This is a genomic window from Streptomyces sp. NPDC111507 (assembly GCF_055638955.1).
Genome location: NZ_JBVKBU010000015.1, coordinates 101,106 through 119,106 on the forward strand (window position 1 = coordinate 101,106; position 18,001 = coordinate 119,106).

Here is an 18,001-nt window from a genome sequence, read left to right on the forward strand (position 1 = left end):
TCGCGGCTCAGCCGAGCTTGCCGACCTTGCGTGCGCTCAGATCGATGACCAGTTGACGGGCGTCGATCCAGGACCCGTTCCTGACCTTCGGGAACAGCCTCACGCAGCGGTGCTCGCCGCACTTCGCGAGAAGAGCGGGCTGGGCGCCCGGGGTCGCCCGGTAGACCATGCTGTTCAGCGTCAGCTGGTCGGGCGAGGTGAGTTCCTTGCCGGTGGCGTCCTTGTAGTCGGCCCGCAGGCCCGCGCCGAGCGGGTCGGCGATCAGCAGTTTCGCGGCCTCGGTCATCTCGTCAAGGCTGATGGGCGGCTGGACACCGTGCTGGGTGTCCGTCCGCTCGACCTTCCCGCTGCCGAGGTTGACCGTCTTGGTGACGAGCGTGTCGTCCTTGTAGTCGTAGAACGTGACGTCCGCGCGGCGCGGCGCGTTCGGGTCGTCGAGTTCGTTCTCCTCCGGGTCGGCGAGGTCGACACCGATGCGCTGCGGGCCGCGCTGCCCCTCGACGTTCTCGCCGGAGGTCGACAACTGCCGGTTCAGCGCGATCTGTTCGACCCGCTTGGTCTCGTCGTCGGTCAGCGGGTCACGGCCGGTGCCCTTGTCGCCCTCGGCCGGGGCCCGCTCGACGACACCGGGCTCGACGGCCGTCTGCCCCTGTCCCTGTCCCGCCTGCTGTGCGGCCTGGTTGCCGCCGCGCAGGCCGCCCGAGCTCTCATCGGCCCCCGCCGAGCCCGGAAGGGTGATCCCGACCATCACGGCCGTCCCGGCCACCGCGACGGCGGCACCCGCCACCACCTTTCCCAGATGGCGGTGCACTATCTTGCGCACATTTCCCCCTACTCCTTCTGTTTCTCCAGGAGTGATCTGAGCCCCACTGGTTCGGCATACGACGTATGCCTGGTCAGCGGGTAAGAGGGACATAAGTCATAGGAGGTTCCCTCAGTTTCGGGGAGACTCGACCCCGAGTTGCCCCCAGGGGCGCGGCACTACTGGAAGAGTCATATCCATGCAGGTCTGGCCTGGAGAGGCATATCCACTCGGTGCCACGTACGACGGCGCCGGTACCAATTTCGCGGTCTTCTCGGAGGCCGCCGACCGCATCGAGCTGTGTCTGCTGCAGGACGACGGCTCGGAGACGGCGGTGGAACTGCGCGAGAGCGACGCGTTCGTACGGCACGCGTATCTGCCGGGGATCATGCCCGGGCAGCGGTACGGGTTCCGGGTGCACGGACGGTACGCGCCGGAGCGCGGACAGCGCGTCAACTCCGCGAAGCTGCTGCTGGATCCGTACGCACGTGCGATCAGTGGCTCGATCAAGTGGGGCGAGGAGGTGTACGGCTATCCGTTCGGGGCGCCCGACAAGCGCAACGACCTGGACTCGGCGCCGCACACCATGACCTCGGTCGTGGTCAACCCGTACTTCGACTGGGGCGACGACCGGCGCCCGCGCACCGAATACCACCACACGGTGATCTACGAGGCCCATGTGAAGGGCCTGACCATGCAGCATCCGGCGCTGCCCGAGGAACTGCGCGGCACCTACGCGGCACTCGCCCACCCGGCGATCATCGAACACCTGACGGAGCTGGGTGTCACGGCACTGGAGCTGATGCCCGTACACCAGTTCGTGAACGACCACCGGCTGGTGGAGATGGGCCTCAACAACTACTGGGGCTACAACACGATCGGCTTCTTCGCCCCGCACAACACCTACGCGTCCTGGGGCGACCGCGGCCAGCAGGTCCTGGAGTTCAAGTCGGCGGTCCGGGCACTGCACGAGGCCGGGATCGAGGTCATCCTGGACGTGGTCTACAACCACACCGCCGAAGGCAACCATCTGGGCCCGACGCTGTCCTTCAGAGGCCTCGACAACGCCTCGTACTACCGCCTCGCGGACGACCCCCGCTACTACATGGACACCACGGGGACCGGCAACTCGCTCCTCATGCGCTCCCCGCACGTGCTCCAGCTGATCATGGACTCGCTGCGCTACTGGGTCACCGAGATGCACGTCGACGGCTTCCGCTTCGACCTCGCGGCCACGCTGGCCCGCCAGTTCCACGAGGTGGACCGGCTGTCGTCGTTCTTCGATCTGGTCCAGCAGGATCCGGTGGTCTCCCAGGTGAAGCTGATCGCCGAGCCCTGGGACGTCGGCGAGGGCGGCTACCAGGTGGGAAATTTCCCGCCACTGTGGACCGAGTGGAACGGCAAGTACCGCGACACCGTACGGGACCTGTGGCGCGGCGAGCCGCGCACGCTGGCGGAGTTCGCCTCCCGGCTGACCGGCTCCTCCGACCTCTACCAGGACGACGGCCGCCGTCCGCTCGCCTCCATCAACTTCGTCACCTGCCACGACGGATTCACGCTCAACGACCTCGTCTCCTACAACAACAAGCACAACCAGGCCAACGGCGAGGACAACCGCGACGGCGAGAGCCACAACCGGTCCTGGAACTGCGGCGCCGAGGGCGACACCGACGACGCGGCCGTACTCGCGCTGCGGGCCCGTCAGAAGCGCAACTTCATCGCGACGCTGATGCTCTCCCAGGGCGTGCCGATGCTCAGCCACGGCGACGAGTTCGCGCGCACCCAGAACGGCAACAACAACGCCTACTGCCAGGACAGCGAGCTGGCCTGGGTGCCGTGGCCCGAGGACGACGGCGAGCTGCTGGACTTCACGCGCGCGATGGTGTGGCTGCGCCGCGACCACCCGGTCTTCCGGCGGCGCCGGTTCTTCCACGGCCGGCCCGTCCAGGGCACCCACGACGAGCTGTCCGACATCGCGTGGTTCACCCCGGCGGGCACCGAGATGACCCAGCGCGACTGGGGGTCCACGCAGGCGCAGGCGCTGTCGGTCTTCCTCAACGGCAACGCGATCTCCGAGCCGGGCCCGCGCGGTGAGCACATCGCCGACGACTCCTTCCTGCTGATGTTCAACGCCTCGCCCAAGCCCCTGGAGTTCGTGGTTCCGGTCAACCACGGACGGCAGTGGCAGGTGGCCGTCGACACGGCCCTCCCGGACGGGGTCACGGCGGGCACGGGCGCGAAGGTCCAGGCCGGCGACCGGCTGACCCTGCTCGACCGAAGCCTGACCGTGCTGCAACGGCCCGCGTAGCCGGTCATTCGGACGTACGTCGATGACACGAAAGAGGGCGAGGCGGGTACGTAGGTTTCCATGACACCTGAGCGTCCCGAACGGGAGATCCCGGCCCCGGTGGTACCCGCCGCACCCACCGCCACCTACCGGCTGCAGCTGCAGCCGGAGTTCCCCTTCGGGGCCGCCGAGGCCGCCGTGCCGTACCTGGCCTCGCTCGGGGTCTCCCATCTGCACCTGTCCCCCGTCCTGGAGTCGGTCCCCGGCTCGACGCACGGCTACGACGTGGTGGACCACGCGCGTGTGCGCGGTGAACTGGGCGGCGAGGAGGGGCTGCGCACCCTCGCCCGCACGGCACGGGAACACGGACTCGGCCTGGTCGTGGACATCGTGCCGAACCACATGGCGATGGCCCCCCGCCACAACCACGCCTTGTGGCAGGTACTGCGCGAGGGCCCCGAGTCGCCGTACGCGCGCTGGTTCGACATCGACTGGGACGCCGGGGACGGCCGACTGCTGCTGCCCGTGCTCGGGGGCCGGCTCGGCGCGGAGATCGACCACCTGAAGGTGGACGGCGACGTACTGCGCTACTACGACCACGTGTTTCCGCTGCGCGAGGGCACCGCGGGGCTGCCGCTGCCGGAGCTCCTCGACGCCCAGTGGTACCGCCCGGCCTGGTGGCGGCTGGCCCGCACCGACCTCAACTACCGCCGCTTCTTCAGCATTTCGGAGCTCATCGGAGTGCGCGTCGAGGACCCGGAGGTGTTCACGGCGACCCACGCGAAGATCCTGGAGCTGCTGGACGAGGGTGTGATCGAGGGACTGCGCATCGACCATCCGGACGGCCTGGCGGACCCGGACGCCTATCTGCGCCGCCTCCACGAGGCGACCGACGGGCGCTGGACGGTGGTCGAGAAGATCCTCGCGGACGGCGAGCCGCTGCCCGCCGCCTGGCCCGTCGCGGGCACCACGGGCTACGACGCCCTGCGGCACGTCGACGGCCTCTTCACGGACCCGGCGGGCGCGGGGGAACTCCTCGGCCAGTACCTGCGGTTCGCGGCCCCCCAGGCCGATCGGGGCGGCCGCTGGGAGGCGACGGTGCGCCGGGCGGCGTACAAGGTGATCACGCACGAACTGGCCACGGAGTTCGACCGCCTCACGCGCGTGGCGAGCCGGCTGTGCGCCGCCTCCCCCGACCCACAACCGCGCGACCACGCCCCGTGGGCCCTGGGCACCGCGCTGCGCGAGCTCCTGGTGCGCGTCGAGGTGTACCGGCCGTATCCGTCCACGGACGCCTCCCTGGTCGTGACGGAGGAGGCCGCCGAAGAGGCCCGGGCGGTCTTCACGGTGCCGGAGGAGGCGCATGCCGTGGACGTCGTGCGGGACCTGCTGCTCGGGCGGGCCGGTGACGGGCCCGAGCACGCGGAGTTCCGGGCCCGGTTCGCGCAGACCTCGTCCGCGCTGCGGGCGAAGTCCGTGGAGGACACCGCGTTCTACCGCTATGTGCCCCTGCTGTCGGCCAACGAGGTGGGTGGCAACCCGGGCGCTCCGGCCGTGTCCCCGGAGGACTTCCACACCTACTGCGCGCGCGTGCAGCGCGACTGGCCCGCCACCGGCACCGCCCTGTCCACCCACGACACCAAACGCAGCGCCGATGTCCGCGCCGCCCTCTCGGTGCTCACCCAGTGCCCCGAGCGGTGGGCGGACGTACTGGCCGAGGTGACCCGCGAGGGAACGACGGGCGTACCCGACCCCCAGCCGGCGTGGGCCGCGTGGCAGACGGTGTTCGGACTGGGTCCGGCCGACGCGGAACGCGTCCAGGGGGCACTGCTCAAGCACGTCCGGGAAGCGGGGCTGCACACCTCCTGGACCGAGCAGAACCCCGCCTACGAGGAGTCGGTGGCGTCCTTCGTGGCGGCGGGCCCCTGCGGGCCGCCCGGGCGGCGCGTGACGGACTTCCGGGCCTCGCTCGCCCCGCACGTCCGGGCGAACGTCCTGGGGGCCGCTCTGGTCCAGCTGACGATGCCCGGGGTGCCCGACGTCTACCAGGGCACCGAGGGCGAGTACCTGGCGCTGGTGGACCCGGACAACCGTGAGCCGTTCGCGCCCCTGAAGCAGGCTTCGGCGAAGTCCGCGCTCACCACGGCGGCGCTGCGGCTGCGCCGGCGGCGCCCCGAGGTCTTCGGCGACGCGGCGACGTACGTGCCGCTGGCGGCGGAGGGGCCGGGCGCCGCGCACTGCACGGCGTTCGTCCGCTCCGGAGAGGTGATTTCCGCCGTCACCCGGCTTTCGCTGCGCCTGGCGGAGGCGGGCGGCTGGCGCGACACCCAGCTCGCGCTCCCGGAAGGGCGGTGGGCGGACGTGCTCGCCCCGGAGCGGGAGTTCACTGGGCACACACGTGTGGCCGAGCTCTTCGAGCCGCTGCCGGTGGTCCTTCTGGAGCGGGTCAGCGCAGACGGACCAGCAGGCTCCGGGGAGAGCGGCTGATCAGGCCGTCCGCGACGGGGTGGAAGCCCGGGGACCTGCGCAGCTCCGGGAGGGCGGCGAACAGGGCGCGCAGGCCGTGTTCCGCGGTGAGCCGGGCGAGCAGCGCGCCCGGGCAGAAGTGCCGTCCGGAGCCGTACGCGAGCTGCCCGGGGTCGGGCCGGAAGACGTCGTAGCGGTCCGGGTCGGCGAACCGGGCCGGGTCGCGGCCCGCGGCGCCCAGCAGACACGCCACGGTGGCGCCCACGGGTACCGCGCCCACCGGCTCGACGGCCCGGCGCAGCACGATGTGCAGCGGGGGATCGCGGCGCAGCGACTCGGCCCAGGCCCCGGCCGTCAGCTCGGGGCGGGCGCGGACCAGCGCCAGCTGGCCGGGGTGGTCGAGAAGGTTGGCGAGGAACGACGCCAGCGCGTGCGCGGTCGCCTCGCCGCCCGCGCCGAGGAGCGTCCCGGCGATCCCCGCCACCACCTCGTCGGACAGCGCGCGCCCGTCCGCCCGTGCCGTGCACAGCGCGGAGAGCAGATCGTCGCCCGGGTGGGCGCGCCGACGGGCGATGTACGGGAGCAGGAAGGCGTCGAGCTCGGGGTGGTGGCCGCCGAGGTGGTCGAGGCCCGTGCGGCACCACGCGTGCACGCGCGCGGTGTCCTCGTACGGCAGCCCGAGTGCGGCGACCGCCGCCGCGGTGGGCAGCCAGTGGCAGAACTCGGCGACGAGGTCGGCCTCCTGACGGTCGGCGAGGCGGCGGGCGAGGACGTACGCCGTCCGTTCGACCCCGGCGGTCAGCGCGGTGAGGGCGTGTCCGCGGAACGCCGGTGAGACGAGCGCCCGGTGCGCGCTGTGCGTGCCGCCCTCCAGGTGAGCCAGGGTGCGTCCGGGCGGCGCGGCGACGAGCCGGGGGTCGGCGAGGGCGGCGCGTACATCGGCGTACCGGCTGACCAGCCACGCGCCGAACGGCCGGTCGTACACGAGCGGGAACTTCTGGCGCAGGATGCGGTACAGGGGGTACGGGTCGCGTTCGATGCCGGGGGTGAGCAGGCTCGCGGGGTCGGGCAGCCGTCGCACGACGGGCGGTCGTGTCGAGGTCGCGCGCGGTGTGACGGGGGCGACGGGGGCGACGGGGGCGACGGGGGCGACCGTAGCGGTGGGCGCGATGGAAGCGCCCTCTGTGGGAAGGCCATGAGGACACAACACCGCGGGCCTCCCACCTCGGGTCTGCGCGCCGAGGAGCGGCACGTGGTTGTCCCAGCGGACCACCGCGACCCCCGGACCGCAGTCCTCGTGCGCCCGTACGGGTGACACCGGGGCTCGCCCCTGAGACCGGCTCGCGACCGCGCACGCTCCCAGGGCTCGCACCGGACGGACGGTGTGCGCGGTGGGCCACGATGAGCGGGCCGCGCCGGGACTCCCGAGGTCGGCCCCGGCTCTCGGACCTGCACGAGCGGCGCCGCGTGCGCCCCTTCCGGCGCCGCACGCCCGTCCTGGCGGAGATCAACGCCACCTGGCACCCCGGGGCGGCGCCCCGCCTTCTCCTTGACAGTTCCCCCAGACCGTGGAGTACTGCGGAAAGCGACGCAGGGCGGACAAGTCGGGGGTGAGTCTCCTGCCGGAGTTGCGCTACCCCAGTGTGACCGAAATCGTCTCGTCCGCTCGGACGTTGGCGGCTCACCGCCCCGGGCTGTGCGCCCTCAGACAGATCGGCGTCTCGCGCGCGGGCAGGCCCCTCCATCTGCTGTCCGTCGGTCACGCCGAGCGCGCGGTCCTCGTCGTGGCGGGCGCCCACGCGAACGAGCCGACCGGCGGCTCGACGCTCCAGGCCCTGGCCGAACGTGTACTGCACGAGCGGGAGTTGCGGGCCGACACCTCCTGGCACTTCCTCCTCTGCGCGGACCCGGACGGCGCGAGCCTCCATGTGACACCGGCCCCGCGCACGCTGTTCGACTACCACCTCGGGTTCTTCCGTCCGGCCGGCCCCGAGCAGCCCGAGTGGTCGCCCTCCGTCCTGCCGCCCGACCGGCTGCCCCCGGAGACCCGCGCCCTCACCCGGGTCATCGACGAGCTGCGGCCCTACCTCCAGGTGACCCTGCACGGCACCGATCTCGGCGGCAGCTGGGTGCAGCTGACCAAGGACATCCCGGGCCTCGCCGAACCCTTCGCCAAGTCCGCGGCGGAACTGCACATCCCCGTGGAGACGGGCGCCTCCGACGCCGCCGGCTGGCCCGCTTCCGGACCCGGGGTGCATGTGATGCCGGCGCCGGGCTCGGACGCGGCGTACCCGAGCATGCCCGACGACGCCCGGCACAGCACCTGGTACCACACCCACCGGTACGGCGGTCTGACCGCGGTCGTCGAGGTGCCGATGTGGGCCAGCGACCTCGTGGACGACCCGGCGCCACATCCCGCACCGGACGCGGCGATGCGACGCCTGGCACACCGGCTGCTGCGCGACGCGCTCCAGGTGCAGACGGTGCTCACGGAGGTCCTGCCAAGGCTCCCCGGCCCCGACGGGCCCCTCCTGCGCGCCGCGAAGTGGGCACTGGAGCTGGTGCCGGGCCTGGCCCACGACTGGGTGCGGACGCCTCCTCCCGATCCGACGATGGCCTACGTCGGCAGTGTCGACGCGTTCGGACGCCGCCTCCCTTTGCGAGCCGCCGCGATGCTGCTGCGGGTCCTGCAGGAGGCCGACGACCGGGCGGCACCACGCCTCGAGCGCCTGGTCGCCGCGTGGAGCGACGCCTTCGCCGAACGCTTCCGGGCCCGCTGGGTTCCCCTGGAGCACCAGGTCGAGCACCAGTCCCGCACGGTGGTCGCGGCGGCGCGGCATGCGCGGGACGGTGCGGCTTGACGTCTGACAGACGGCAGATGGCAGATGACAGATCGCGCCTGACGGATGACGGATGACGGATCGCGTCTGACAGATCGCGCGTGACGGGTGACAGATTTCAGATGACGGATATCAGATGACAGATGTCGTCATCTGTCATCCGATGCCACCTCAACCCGCCAACGCAAACACCGCCCCCGTCTCAGCCCCCATCACACACGAGTTCGAGAACGTGTGCGAGTACGTCACCTGCCGCCCCTCCCACTCCCCGCGCGCGGAGGCGGTGACCGGGGCGTAGATCATCGAGCAGATGGTGTCGGGTCTGGGCGGGATCCGGGAGATGTCTCCCCCGACGGTGGCGAGTTCGACGCAGGCCTCGGCCGCGCGGGCGTGGCCCTGGGGCGGGTCGCAGAGCAGGAGCGTGCCGCGGGTGCTGCTGGAGTGGGCGTCGCCGGTGGTGAGGGTGAGGTAGAGCCAGTTGCCGGGGAACGCATGGTGAGACGTCGCCTGGGCCGGGGTCGCGCCCAGGGTGAGCAGGGCGACGGTCGCGAGGAGAGCGTTGCGTACCGTGTGGAAGTCTCTCGTCATTCCCGGTGCATCGGCAGCGCGGCCTGCGAACCCCACCCGGCCTCACCCGAATGGGAGCGCGCGGGCGCGTACCGCCCGGCGAGTTCGAACGCGGCGATGACCACGCGCGCCTGGTACTCGACCTGGCGGGCGACCGGGATCCAGCGCGCCCCGCAGCCCTCGCGGTAGTCGGCGCACCATGCGTCGATCAGCCGGTCGAGCTCCGGCAGCGCCCCGCTCGGGTCGCGCCCGGAGCCGGTCACGAGCTGGTGCAGCAGCCCGGCCGTGCGCAGGGCGACCCGGCGTCCGGCGAGGCGCAGGGCGGTCAGGCGGGCCGTGTCGAGCGGTGGCAGGGGGCGCGCGCCGGCGTCGTTCACGTCGGGGTCCCAGGAGTCGGCGAGGCCGGGGCCGACGAGTAAATAGTCGTCGACGGGCGCGAGGAGGCAGGCCGCGTCCGGGGAGGTGTCGAGGCCGGGGCGGATCCGGCCGAGGATGCCTTCCAGGAGTCGTGTGTCGTGGCGCAGCGCATGGCTGACGGAGCGCAGCACGGCGTCGGCGTCGGCGGGCCGGGTGGCGTCCTCCACGGCCGCCACGCCCCACATGGGCGCCTCGACGACGGCGGTGACGGTGCCGTAGCGGTGCGGATGGAACCAGGTGGACTCGACGGCGGCCTCGGTGATGGCGGCGGCCAGGTCGCCGGGGTGCGGCGGCGGGATGCGGTAGACGGCGGGGCCGAGCCTCGGCCAGTACAGGGTGTCGTAGGGGCCGAGTTCGCGCGGGATGCCGAGGCGGGCCGCGGTGTGGGCGACGCGCTGGGCGAGCCCGGGCAGCTCGCGGGTCAGTTCGACGAAGGCGCCGCCGACGTCGACGCCGTGCAGGGAGCACTGGAAGACCGGCCGCAGTTCGTCCTGGAGGTCGAGGAGGGCGCGGGTCTCGGGGAGGGTGGCGCCGGCCGCGCCCTCGGGCAGCCACTCGGGCTGTTCGAGGAAGCCGGGGCGAAAGAAGTTCCGGAAGTAGTGGCCGAGGGTGTATGGGCCGGACAGCCAGGCCTCGTTGCGGCGGGCGCCGTCGGGGTCGAGGCAGAGCAGCAGGTTCCAGGTGGCGTCGGCGCCCTCGCGGAGCCGGGGGTCGGCGAGCACCCGTTCGGCCAGGCGCAGGGCCGTGGCACCGCCCACGGGCTCGTTGGCGTGGGGTCCCGCGACGACGAGGGCCTGGCGGCGGCCGTGTCCGACGGACAGCAGCCACATCGGCGTGCCCGCCCGTGACGTGCCCACGCGGCGCAGTCGGGCGTCGCGCGGCCGGCGGGCGACGAGCGCGGCCGCACGGGCGCCCAGCTCGTCCACGGTCGGGTAGCGGAGGAGTGGCGGCAGGGCACACCTCCACAAATGTGGTGCCGTCGATTCACCTGATGTACATGGTGTACGCACAGTCAGTCACGGCTGTGGAGGTACGTCAACACCGTCGAACGTAAGGGAATTTAAGGAAATCGCTGAGTGAAACCGAGGCCAAGGCTCACGCGGGTGCGGGTCGGTCGCTCAGGAGGACGAGAGGCGGAAGGACATGCGTCCGAAGCTGATCTGGTCGCCCTCTTTGACGACGGCGGCGCTGATCACCCGCCGTCCGTTGACGGTCGTCCCGTTGGTCGAGCCGAGGTCGCGCAGCACCCACAGGCCGCCCTGGCGGCTCAGTTCGGCGTGGACGCGGGAGACCGTCTCGTGGTTGAGGCGCAGTCCGCTCGCGGGGTCGCGGCCGATCCGCAGGGGGTAGTTGTTGCCCGGGTGGGGAAGCAGCAGTTTGGGGAGCCGCTCGGCCTGCCAGGCCCTGCGCAGCCGTACGGTGAAGCCGGAGAGCGCCTCCACGGTGCCGAACACCAGTTTCGACCAGCGTCCCTCGGTGGGCAGGTCGGCGATGAGCACGGCGAGTTCGTCGGAGCGGCGGGCGGCGAGCGCCAGTTCCATCCGGCGGACGAACGTGTCGTGCGAGAGCCGCCCGAGGGCGACGCCGTCACTGAGCGCCTTCAGCGCCCGGTCGCGCTCCGCGTCGGACAGCCGCGCGGGGTACGTGTGGAACTCGAAAGACGACGTCACGGAGGTGATTGTCGGTCAGTAGGAGCGGGGTGTCCAGAAGACCCGGAGAAGGCCGTCGGCGCCGACAGGTGGGTTCCACGCGTCCATCACGTGGCAAACACGCGGCAAAAGGGTGGATTCGAAAGCGAATTGATCTCGTGTGAAGCACCATGGACGTGCTACGTCACGACATATTGCGTCACTCACGTCGCGCTCTGTCACGAAGAGCGGACAACGGAGAACAAGCAACGGGCAGCGGACAACAGAGAGCGGACAAGGGGGAACCGTCTGTGCGGTTCGAGGTGTGGGCACCGGAGGCCGACCGGATGACGCTCCACTGCGCGGGCGCCACGCGCGCGCTGGAGCGCGATCCGGAGCGCGCCGGATGGTGGACGGGCGACGCGGAGGCGCAGGACGGCACGCGGTACGGATTCGCGGTGGACGACGGCCCCGTGCTGCCCGATCCTCGTTCGCGACGGCAGCCGGACGGCCCGGACGGACTGAGCGCGGTGGTCGACCAGGCCCGGTACGCGTGGCGCACGGAGTGGGCGGGGCGCCCGCTGCCGGGCGCGGTCCTCTACGAGCTGCACGTGGGGACGTACACCCCCGAAGGAACGCTCGACGCGGCCTCCGGGCGGCTGGAGCACCTCGCGGAACTGGGTGTCACCCACGTCGAGTTGATGCCGCTGTGTCCGTTCCCCGGGCGGCACGGCTGGGGGTACGAGGGGGTCTCCCTGTGGGCCGTGCACGAGCCGTACGGGGGCCCGGAGGCGCTGAAGCGCTTTGTCGACCGGGCGCACGAACTCGGGCTCGGTGTGGTCCTCGACGTCGTGCACAACCACCTCGGCCCGTCCGGCAACCACCTCCCCGCGTTCGGGCCGTACTTCACGGACACCCATCAGACGCCCTGGGGCTCCGCGGTGAACCTGGACGCACCGGGTTCGGACGAGGTGCGCGCGTATCTCGTCGACAGTGCCCTGGCCTGGCTGCGGGACTTCCGGCTGGATGGGCTGCGCCTGGACGCGGTGCACGCGTTGCGGGACACGCGCGCGGTGCACTTCCTGGAGGAGTTGTCGACGGCCGTGGACGCCCTCGCCGACGACCTGGGCCGGCCGCTGTTCCTGATCGCGGAGTCGGATCTGAACGACCCGCGGCTCGTCACCGCGCGCGCGGAGGGCGGTCTTGGACTGCACGCGCAGTGGAACGACGACTTCCACCACGCGCTGCACACCGCGCTGACCGGTGAGGGGCAGGCCTACTACGCGGACTTCGCGCGGTCCCCGTTCGCGGCGCTCGCGAAGACGCTGAAGTCCGGCTTCTTCCACGACGGTACGTACTCGACCTTCCGCGGTCGCCGCCACGGCCGCCCCCTGGAGCGCACGCGCGTCTCGGCGCACCGGCTGCTCGGCTACTCCCAGACCCACGACCAGATCGGCAACCGTGCCCAGGGTGACCGGCTGTCGGCGTCCCTCTCCCCCGGCCTGCTGGCCTGCGCGGCCGCGCTGACGCTCACCGGGCCCTTCACCCCGATGCTGTTCATGGGCGAGGAGTGGGCGGCGGGCACCCCTTGGCAGTTCTTCACCGACCACACCGATCCCGAGCTCGCTCAGGCCGTACGGCGGGGCAGGCGGCGGGAGTTCGCGGCCCACGGCTGGGCGGAGGAGGACATTCCCGACCCGCAGGACCCGGCGACCCGCGACCGCTCCTGCCTGGACTGGTCGGAACCCGAAAAGGCACTCCACGCGCGTGTGCTGGCCTGGTACCGCGAACTCATCGCCCTGCGTCGGCGTCAGCCCGACCTCGCGGACCCCGATCTGGCCGCCGTCAAGGTCGCCTACGACGACCAGGCCCGCTGGCTGGCCCTGCGGCGCGGGGACGTACGGGTGGCGGTGAACCTCGGTAAGGAGGCCGCCTCGATCCCGCTGGGGCTGCGCCACGCGCGCGTGCTGGCCGCGTGGGAACCGGTCGAGACGCCGGACGCGAACGGGGTGTTGAGCGTGCCCGGCGAGTCGTGTGTGGTGCTGACGCAGGCGTGAGCGCCTGGCGGCTTCGCGCGGCCGGACTCAGCTGTCGCCCGGCAGTTCCGTGACCCGTTCGAGGAGGATCGGCTCCCAGGCGCGACCCAGTTGGGTCCGCAGCAGCGGGAGCGGGCCTTCGCCGCGGCCCCGCAGGTGCTCGGCGAGGCGGATCACCGTGTCGCAGCGGGACAGCCACAGGCCGCGCAGACAGGGGCGGGCCCCGTAGTCGGCGAGGGTGGCGGCGCGTACGGCGGCGGGGGCGCCGACGGCGATCGCGAGCCCGGCGATGTCCTCGGCGGGGTCCCCGAGGACCGCGCCGGCCCAGCCGAGGACGCCGCGCACCCGCCCGTCGGCACTCACCACCAGGTGGTCGCCCCTGAGGTCGTGGTGGACGAGGACGGCGGCCGCGGTCTGTGCGGCCAGCTGGCCGGCGGCGGGCTGGGTGAGCTGGGCGAGGCGTCCGGGGTCGAACTCGTCGGCGGCGGCGAGCCCCTCGGCGGCCCGCTCCGCGGCCGTCCGCAGCTCCTCCAGGGAGCGGGGCGCGGCTCGTGGCACCCCGAGCGCCTCGGCCTGCCGTACGGGCACCTCGCGCAGCCCCGTGAGCAGTCCCGCGAGGTCCGCCTCCCCCACCGCGGAGACGTCCTGTGCCTCGCCCGAGCGGCCGGGAAGCCGGGTGTCCAGGGTGTAGGGCAGGCCGCCCGCCCAGTCGCCGTGCGCGACACTGGTCGGCACCGCGACCCCGACGAGCGGGCGGACGAGGTCGCGCAGCCGCAGCTCGCGGCGCCGGCGCACGGCGGTCTCGCGGTCCGGGGCGAGTCGCAGCACATGGCGGGTGCCGACCCACCAGGTGGAGTGCTGACCGCCCTCGGTGACGGGCCGGACGTCGGGTCCCGCGCCCGCCGTCTCACTGTCGGCGAGCAGCGAACGGACCAGTCGGCGGACGGTGTCCGCGGACGGTGTCGGTGCCTGGGTCATGGTCGCGCCGTTGACGTCGGGGGCCTTGGACTGCCGGGAGGCCCTGGGGAGTACTCCTGGTCGCCGGTCAGTCGACGATCGCCATCTCGCGGGACGTGGTGTTGAGGCGCCATCCGCCCTCCTCGGTCACCGTCACGATGTCCTCGATGCGTACCCCGAAGCGGCCGGGCAGATAGATGCCGGGCTCCACGGAGAAGCACATCCCGGGCACGAGGGGCAGTTCCTCGCCCTCGATCATGTACGGCGGTTCGTGGGTGGTGACGCCGATGCCGTGCCCGGTGCGGTGGATGAAGTACTCGCCGTATCCCGCCTCGGTGATGACGGCGCGGGCCGCCCGGTCGACGTCCTGGCACGCGGCCCCCGGCCGGACCGCCGCGACGCCCGCCTCCTGGGCCGCGCGCACGACGTCGTGCACCCGGCGCTCCTCGAGGTCCGGCTCGCCGACGTGGACCGTGCGGGAGGTGTCGGAGCCGTAGCCGTGCTTGAGACCGCCGAAGTCGAGGACGACCATGTCGCCGCGCTCGATGACGCGCTCGCCCGCCTCGTGGTGCGGGTTGGCGCCGTTCGGGCCCGAGGCGACGATGGTGAAGTCGACCTGGGAGTGCCCGAAATGCCGCAGCAGCCCGGCGAGGTCGGCGGCGACGTCGGCCTCCCTGCGTCCCGCGAAGGGCACCTTCCGGATCTCCTCGTACGCGTCGTCCGCGGCCGCCCCGGCCTCCGCCAATCGCGCCACCTCCGCCGCGTCCTTGACCGCCCGCAGCATCGGCAGGGCTTCGGTGAGTGCCACGTACCGCGTGTCCGGCAGCCGCCGCTGGAGGCCGAGGAGATGCAGGGCCCAGGAGTTGTCGCTGACGCCGAAGCGGCCGTCGCTCCCAACCAGGGACGCGGCCGCCGCGTACGGGTCCTCGCCGTCGGTCCAGTCACGCAGGGTCAGCATGGGGGCCGCCGCTGCCGCGTCCGGGGCCTCCAGGGTCGGCACGACCAGCACGGGGTCCTGCCCGGCCCTGACCACCAGCAGGGTGAGGCGTTCGGTCTCCACGGGCCGATAGCCGGTCAGCCACACCAGATCGGGCCCGGGGGCGATCAGGACGCCGTCGAGTCCCGCGTCCACGGCGGCCTCGGCCGCGCGCCGCATACGGGCCTCGTAGTCACCGGCGGTGAAGGGCGCGGGATCACCGGCGGTGAAGCGCGCGGGCGTGCCGGTCATCCATGCCTCCGTCTGTCCGGAGTTTCCCCAGGGGCTACGGGCAGCATCCTGCCCGTTCGCCGATGCGGACGCGAGCCGGTTGCGGCCGTGGCGTCGGTCCGGGAGCTCAAACTAATGACTGATCGCCGCCCGTCCATTAGAGTCCATGAGCGCTCATGGTGGGATGCGGATGCTCCATTATTTCCAGGGTGAGGTCTCAGGCCCTGCGAGCCGCCGACCGGGACGCCCCCTGGCTTCGCGTTTCATGTCACGATGCCCGGGACCGTGGACAGTTCCTGGTGGTTGCCGTTCGCGTGGCGCACGTCGAGTGTGACCGTCGTCCCGGGATCTGCGGTCGAGACCGCCCGTGCGAGGTCGCCGGCCGAGCCGAGCCGTGTCCCGCCGAAGGCGGTCAGGGTGTCACCGCGGACCAGGCCCGCGGTGCAGCCGGGGCCGGGAATGTGCACACCGACGACGAGCGCGCCCCCGCCGTGGGGGGCGTCGACCGCCTCGATGCCGAGCGTGGCCTTCCCGGGCGCGGGCTCCGGTGCCGTCGAAGCGACCGGACTCCCGCCGCCGGGCGCCGACTTGGTGCCACCGGCCCCCGGGGCGCCGGGGACCTGCCCGGGCCGGGACGGCCGGCCGGACGGCCCCTGCGCCGCCTCCGCCCGCTTCTGGAAGTCCGCCAGCCTGCTCATACCGATCACCGTGGCGCCTACGGTTCCGAGTCCGACGCCCGACAGGACCAGCACGGTCGCGACGAGGAGACCGAAGAGCAGGGACATCAGCCGCCTGCCACGCCGTCGCGCGGCGTGGGGGCGCTTGGTGGTGCCGGTCGGACTCCCGTCACCGCCCGGATCCTGACCGGGCATCGGTTTGGGACGCAGTGCGGCCTGTTCCATGGATCGCCTCCGGCAGATGCTCTACGGACCGCCCCCGGCTGTTGCTCTACCCTGCGCTCCGGCGCACGACGATTCACGAACGAGTGAGACTGTCAGACACGTTCGAGAAGTGTGTCCACCACGGCCGCGGCGGCTCCGCGCGGCGACCCGCTGTGCACCAGTTCCGTCCGGTGCACAAGGCGCGGCGCCACGAGCGGAACGGCCACCGCCCCGGGGACGCCGGTGGCCGCGGCCCGCGGCAGCAGCGTGAGGCCGTGCCCGGCGGCGGCCAGGGCGGCGAGGGTGCGCACGTCGGTGCCCTCGTAACGCAGGGCCGGGCGGAAGCCTCCACTGCCGTTCGCCCGGCGGAGGTGGGCCAGGGGCAGTCCCGCGTCGGGGGCGTCCAGCCAGCGGGCGTCGACGAGATCGGCGAGGCGCAGCCCGTCGCGCCGGGCGAGCGGATGGGTCTCGGGCAGCAGCACGCAGACGGGTTCCTCGCCGACGCCGTACGTGGTCAGCGGGGCCACGTCGGGATGGCGCAGGGGGTCGTTGGGCGCCGTCAGTCCGTCCACCAGACCCAGCTCCGCCGCGCCCTGCGCGACGGCGGCGGGGATCTCCTCGCGGGCCAGCACCCGCAGGGTCACCCCGGCGGCGGGCAGCGCCGCGAGCGTGCGCGAACCGAGCGCCGTCGGTGTCGCCGCGAGCGTCAGCCCGTGCTCGGGCGCGCCCACCATCCGTACGACGTCCGCGCGGGCCGCGTCCAGACGCAGCAGCAGCGGCCCGGCGTGTTCGAGAAGCCGTTCGCCCGCCGCCGTCGGTGCTACGGGGCGCCGGGTCAGCAGGGGCGCGCCGAGGTCCTGCTCCAGCGCGGCGATGTGCTGGGACACCGCGGACTGGGTGTAGCCGAGTTCCCGTGCGGCCTCCGAGAAGGAGGCGACGCGGGCCACGGTGACGTATGTGCGCAGGAGATGCGGATCCATGCGCTCCAGGATCCCGTAGGGAACCTGTACCTCAGCAGCATTCCCATCAGCGTTGCTTATCGAAGGTGCAGTAATCATCGTTGGACGTGAACGAGCGGGCGCGCCGAGGATGAGGGCATGACGAACATCGTGGCGCAGACCGCGCGCCTCGCCCTCGTGGGCGACCGCTCCCCGAACGTCCTCGCCCACACCCGCGTCCCCCTTCTTCTGGACGCCCTGGCCACCCGCGACCGCCTCGTCCTCGACGCCTACTGGGTGCCGTCCGAGGACGCCGAGGACGCGGCCGCGGTGCGCGGCTTCGACGCGGTGTGGGTGCTGCCCGGCAGCCCGTACCGCAGCGAGGCGGGGACCCTCACCGCGATCCGCACCGCGCGCGAGGAGGGCATCCCGTTCCTGGGCACGTGCGGCGGATTCCAGCACGCGCTCCTGGAGTTCGCGCGCGACGTCTGCGGGCTCACCCGAGTCGCGCACGCCGAGCAGGACCCCGACGCCGATGACCTTCTGATCGAACCGCTCGCCTGTTCCCTCCTGGGCCACCAGGCCACCGTCACCATCGAACCGGGTTCGCTCGCCCAGTCCGTCATGGGCGTCGAGCGGACGGTCGAGCGCTACTTCTGCGCGTACGGCCCCACCCGCCATCTCGACACCCTGCGCGCCCACGGCCTGCGCTTCAGCGGCCACGACGAGGACGGAAACGTACGGATCGTCGAACTCCCGGGCCACCCCTTCTTCCTGGGCACCCTCTTCCAGCCGGAGCAGTACGGGGACGGCTCACGCCCGCACCCGATCGTGCGGGCGCTGGCACGAGCCGCCGTGGCCCACGCGGCCGTCGGGGAACTCAGGGAACCCGGCGCGGTCGGCGGGGCCGACGTGGTCGACGTGGTCGGCGGACGGCGTCAGCCGGTGTGACGGAGCCGTTGTCAGTGCCGGCTG

14 protein-coding genes are annotated in these 18,001 nt (G+C 72.5%); 5 read left to right on the forward strand and 9 right to left on the reverse strand.

The genetic code is table 11. The features are described 5' to 3' along the window. Positions 1-7: 7 nt before the first annotated feature. Complete coding sequence (locus ACZ7M2_RS40325; protein ID WP_471599549.1) at positions 8-823, reverse strand: Tat pathway signal sequence domain protein; 816 nt, start codon at positions 821-823, stop codon at positions 8-10. A gap of 178 nt (positions 824-1,001) precedes the next feature. Here ACZ7M2_RS40325 and glgX point away from each other — a divergent pair, with 178 nt between their 5' ends. Together glgX and treY are read left to right on the forward strand one after the other, a co-directional pair. After that, the gene (gene glgX, locus ACZ7M2_RS40330) at positions 1,002-3,110 is read left to right on the forward strand and encodes a glycogen debranching protein GlgX (RefSeq protein WP_471599550.1); all 2,109 of its coding nucleotides are present in this window, start codon (positions 1,002-1,004) and stop codon (positions 3,108-3,110) included. 60 nt (positions 3,111-3,170) lie between these two features. After that, on the forward strand, positions 3,171-5,576 hold the full coding sequence (gene treY / locus ACZ7M2_RS40335; RefSeq protein WP_471599551.1) for a malto-oligosyltrehalose synthase: 2,406 nt from the start codon (positions 3,171-3,173) through the stop codon (positions 5,574-5,576). Here the strand turns inward: treY and ACZ7M2_RS40340 are convergent. After that, a complete protein-coding gene (locus ACZ7M2_RS40340; RefSeq protein ID WP_471599552.1) occupies positions 5,536-6,873 on the reverse strand; it encodes a cytochrome P450 in 1,338 nt (445 codons plus the stop codon). The genes treY and ACZ7M2_RS40340 overlap by 41 nt on opposite strands. 292 nt (positions 6,874-7,165) lie before the next feature. On the opposite strand from ACZ7M2_RS40340, the gene ACZ7M2_RS40345 reads away from it, so the two are divergent. Further along, complete coding sequence (locus ACZ7M2_RS40345; RefSeq protein WP_352048124.1) at positions 7,166-8,416, forward strand: M14 family zinc carboxypeptidase; 1,251 nt, start codon at positions 7,166-7,168, stop codon at positions 8,414-8,416. A 150-nt stretch (positions 8,417-8,566) separates the two neighbouring features. Here ACZ7M2_RS40345 and ACZ7M2_RS40350 read toward each other — a convergent pair whose 3' ends face one another. The 3 genes from ACZ7M2_RS40350 to ACZ7M2_RS40360 form a co-directional block, all read right to left on the reverse strand. Continuing rightward, on the reverse strand, positions 8,567-8,983 hold the full coding sequence (locus ACZ7M2_RS40350) for an SSI family serine proteinase inhibitor (protein WP_471599553.1): 417 nt from the start codon (positions 8,981-8,983) through the stop codon (positions 8,567-8,569). After that, entirely contained in the window at positions 8,980-10,347 is a 1,368-nt protein-coding gene (locus tag ACZ7M2_RS40355; protein WP_471599554.1) for a M14 family zinc carboxypeptidase, read from the reverse strand. The genes ACZ7M2_RS40350 and ACZ7M2_RS40355 overlap by 4 nt, the downstream gene beginning before the upstream one ends. A 150-nt stretch (positions 10,348-10,497) precedes the next feature. Continuing rightward, positions 10,498-11,049 (reverse strand): DUF1707 and FHA domain-containing protein, encoded by a 552-nt coding sequence (locus tag ACZ7M2_RS40360; protein WP_352048121.1) that lies wholly within the window; start codon positions 11,047-11,049, stop codon positions 10,498-10,500. A gap of 269 nt (positions 11,050-11,318) precedes the next feature. On the opposite strand from ACZ7M2_RS40360, the gene treZ reads away from it, so the two are divergent. Then, positions 11,319-13,064, forward strand: a complete 1,746-nt coding sequence (gene treZ, locus ACZ7M2_RS40365; RefSeq protein ID WP_471599555.1) for a malto-oligosyltrehalose trehalohydrolase — start codon at positions 11,319-11,321, stop codon at positions 13,062-13,064. A 27-nt stretch (positions 13,065-13,091) separates the two neighbouring features. Here treZ and ACZ7M2_RS40370 read toward each other — a convergent pair whose 3' ends face one another. The 4 genes from ACZ7M2_RS40370 to ACZ7M2_RS40385 all read right to left on the reverse strand — a co-directional run bounded on the left by ACZ7M2_RS40370 (position 13,092) and on the right by ACZ7M2_RS40385 (position 17,068). Next, positions 13,092-14,021: an aminoglycoside phosphotransferase family protein gene (locus tag ACZ7M2_RS40370; protein ID WP_471599556.1), complete on the reverse strand. Its 930-nt coding sequence runs from the start codon at positions 14,019-14,021 to the stop codon at positions 13,092-13,094. 67 nt (positions 14,022-14,088) lie between these two features. After that, positions 14,089-15,228, reverse strand: coding sequence for an aminopeptidase P family protein (locus ACZ7M2_RS40375; RefSeq protein ID WP_471599557.1), 1,140 nt, complete (start codon positions 15,226-15,228; stop codon positions 14,089-14,091). 242 nt (positions 15,229-15,470) lie between these two features. Next, the gene (locus ACZ7M2_RS40380) at positions 15,471-16,109 is read right to left on the reverse strand and encodes a PDZ domain-containing protein (RefSeq protein WP_471599558.1); all 639 of its coding nucleotides are present in this window, start codon (positions 16,107-16,109) and stop codon (positions 15,471-15,473) included. Between the two features lie 92 nt (positions 16,110-16,201). Then, positions 16,202-17,068 (reverse strand): LysR family transcriptional regulator, encoded by an 867-nt coding sequence (locus ACZ7M2_RS40385; protein WP_471599559.1) that lies wholly within the window; start codon positions 17,066-17,068, stop codon positions 16,202-16,204. A 117-nt stretch (positions 17,069-17,185) separates the two neighbouring features. Here ACZ7M2_RS40385 and ACZ7M2_RS40390 point away from each other — a divergent pair, with 117 nt between their 5' ends. Next, positions 17,186-17,977 (forward strand): CTP synthase C-terminal region-related (seleno)protein, encoded by a 792-nt coding sequence (locus ACZ7M2_RS40390; RefSeq protein ID WP_471599560.1) that lies wholly within the window; start codon positions 17,186-17,188, stop codon positions 17,975-17,977. The last annotated feature ends 24 nt before the right edge of the window (positions 17,978-18,001 follow it).

Excerpts from the sequence above, each read along its gene's own strand:
- glgX (WP_471599550.1), top strand. The coding sequence starts at position 1,002 with ATGCAGGTCTGGCCTGGAGAGGCATATCCACTCGGTGCCACGTACGAC.
- ACZ7M2_RS40370 (WP_471599556.1), bottom strand. The coding sequence starts at position 14,021 with ATGACCCAGGCACCGACACCGTCCGCGGACACCGTCCGCCGACTGGTC.
- treY (WP_471599551.1), top strand. The coding sequence starts at position 3,171 with ATGACACCTGAGCGTCCCGAACGGGAGATCCCGGCCCCGGTGGTACCC.
- ACZ7M2_RS40390 (WP_471599560.1), top strand. The coding sequence starts at position 17,186 with ATGACGAACATCGTGGCGCAGACCGCGCGCCTCGCCCTCGTGGGCGAC.
- ACZ7M2_RS40375 (WP_471599557.1), bottom strand. The coding sequence starts at position 15,228 with ATGACCGGCACGCCCGCGCGCTTCACCGCCGGTGATCCCGCGCCCTTC.
- ACZ7M2_RS40350 (WP_471599553.1), bottom strand. The coding sequence starts at position 8,983 with ATGACGAGAGACTTCCACACGGTACGCAACGCTCTCCTCGCGACCGTC.
- ACZ7M2_RS40385 (WP_471599559.1), bottom strand. The coding sequence starts at position 17,068 with ATGGATCCGCATCTCCTGCGCACATACGTCACCGTGGCCCGCGTCGCC.
- ACZ7M2_RS40380 (WP_471599558.1), bottom strand. The coding sequence starts at position 16,109 with ATGGAACAGGCCGCACTGCGTCCCAAACCGATGCCCGGTCAGGATCCG.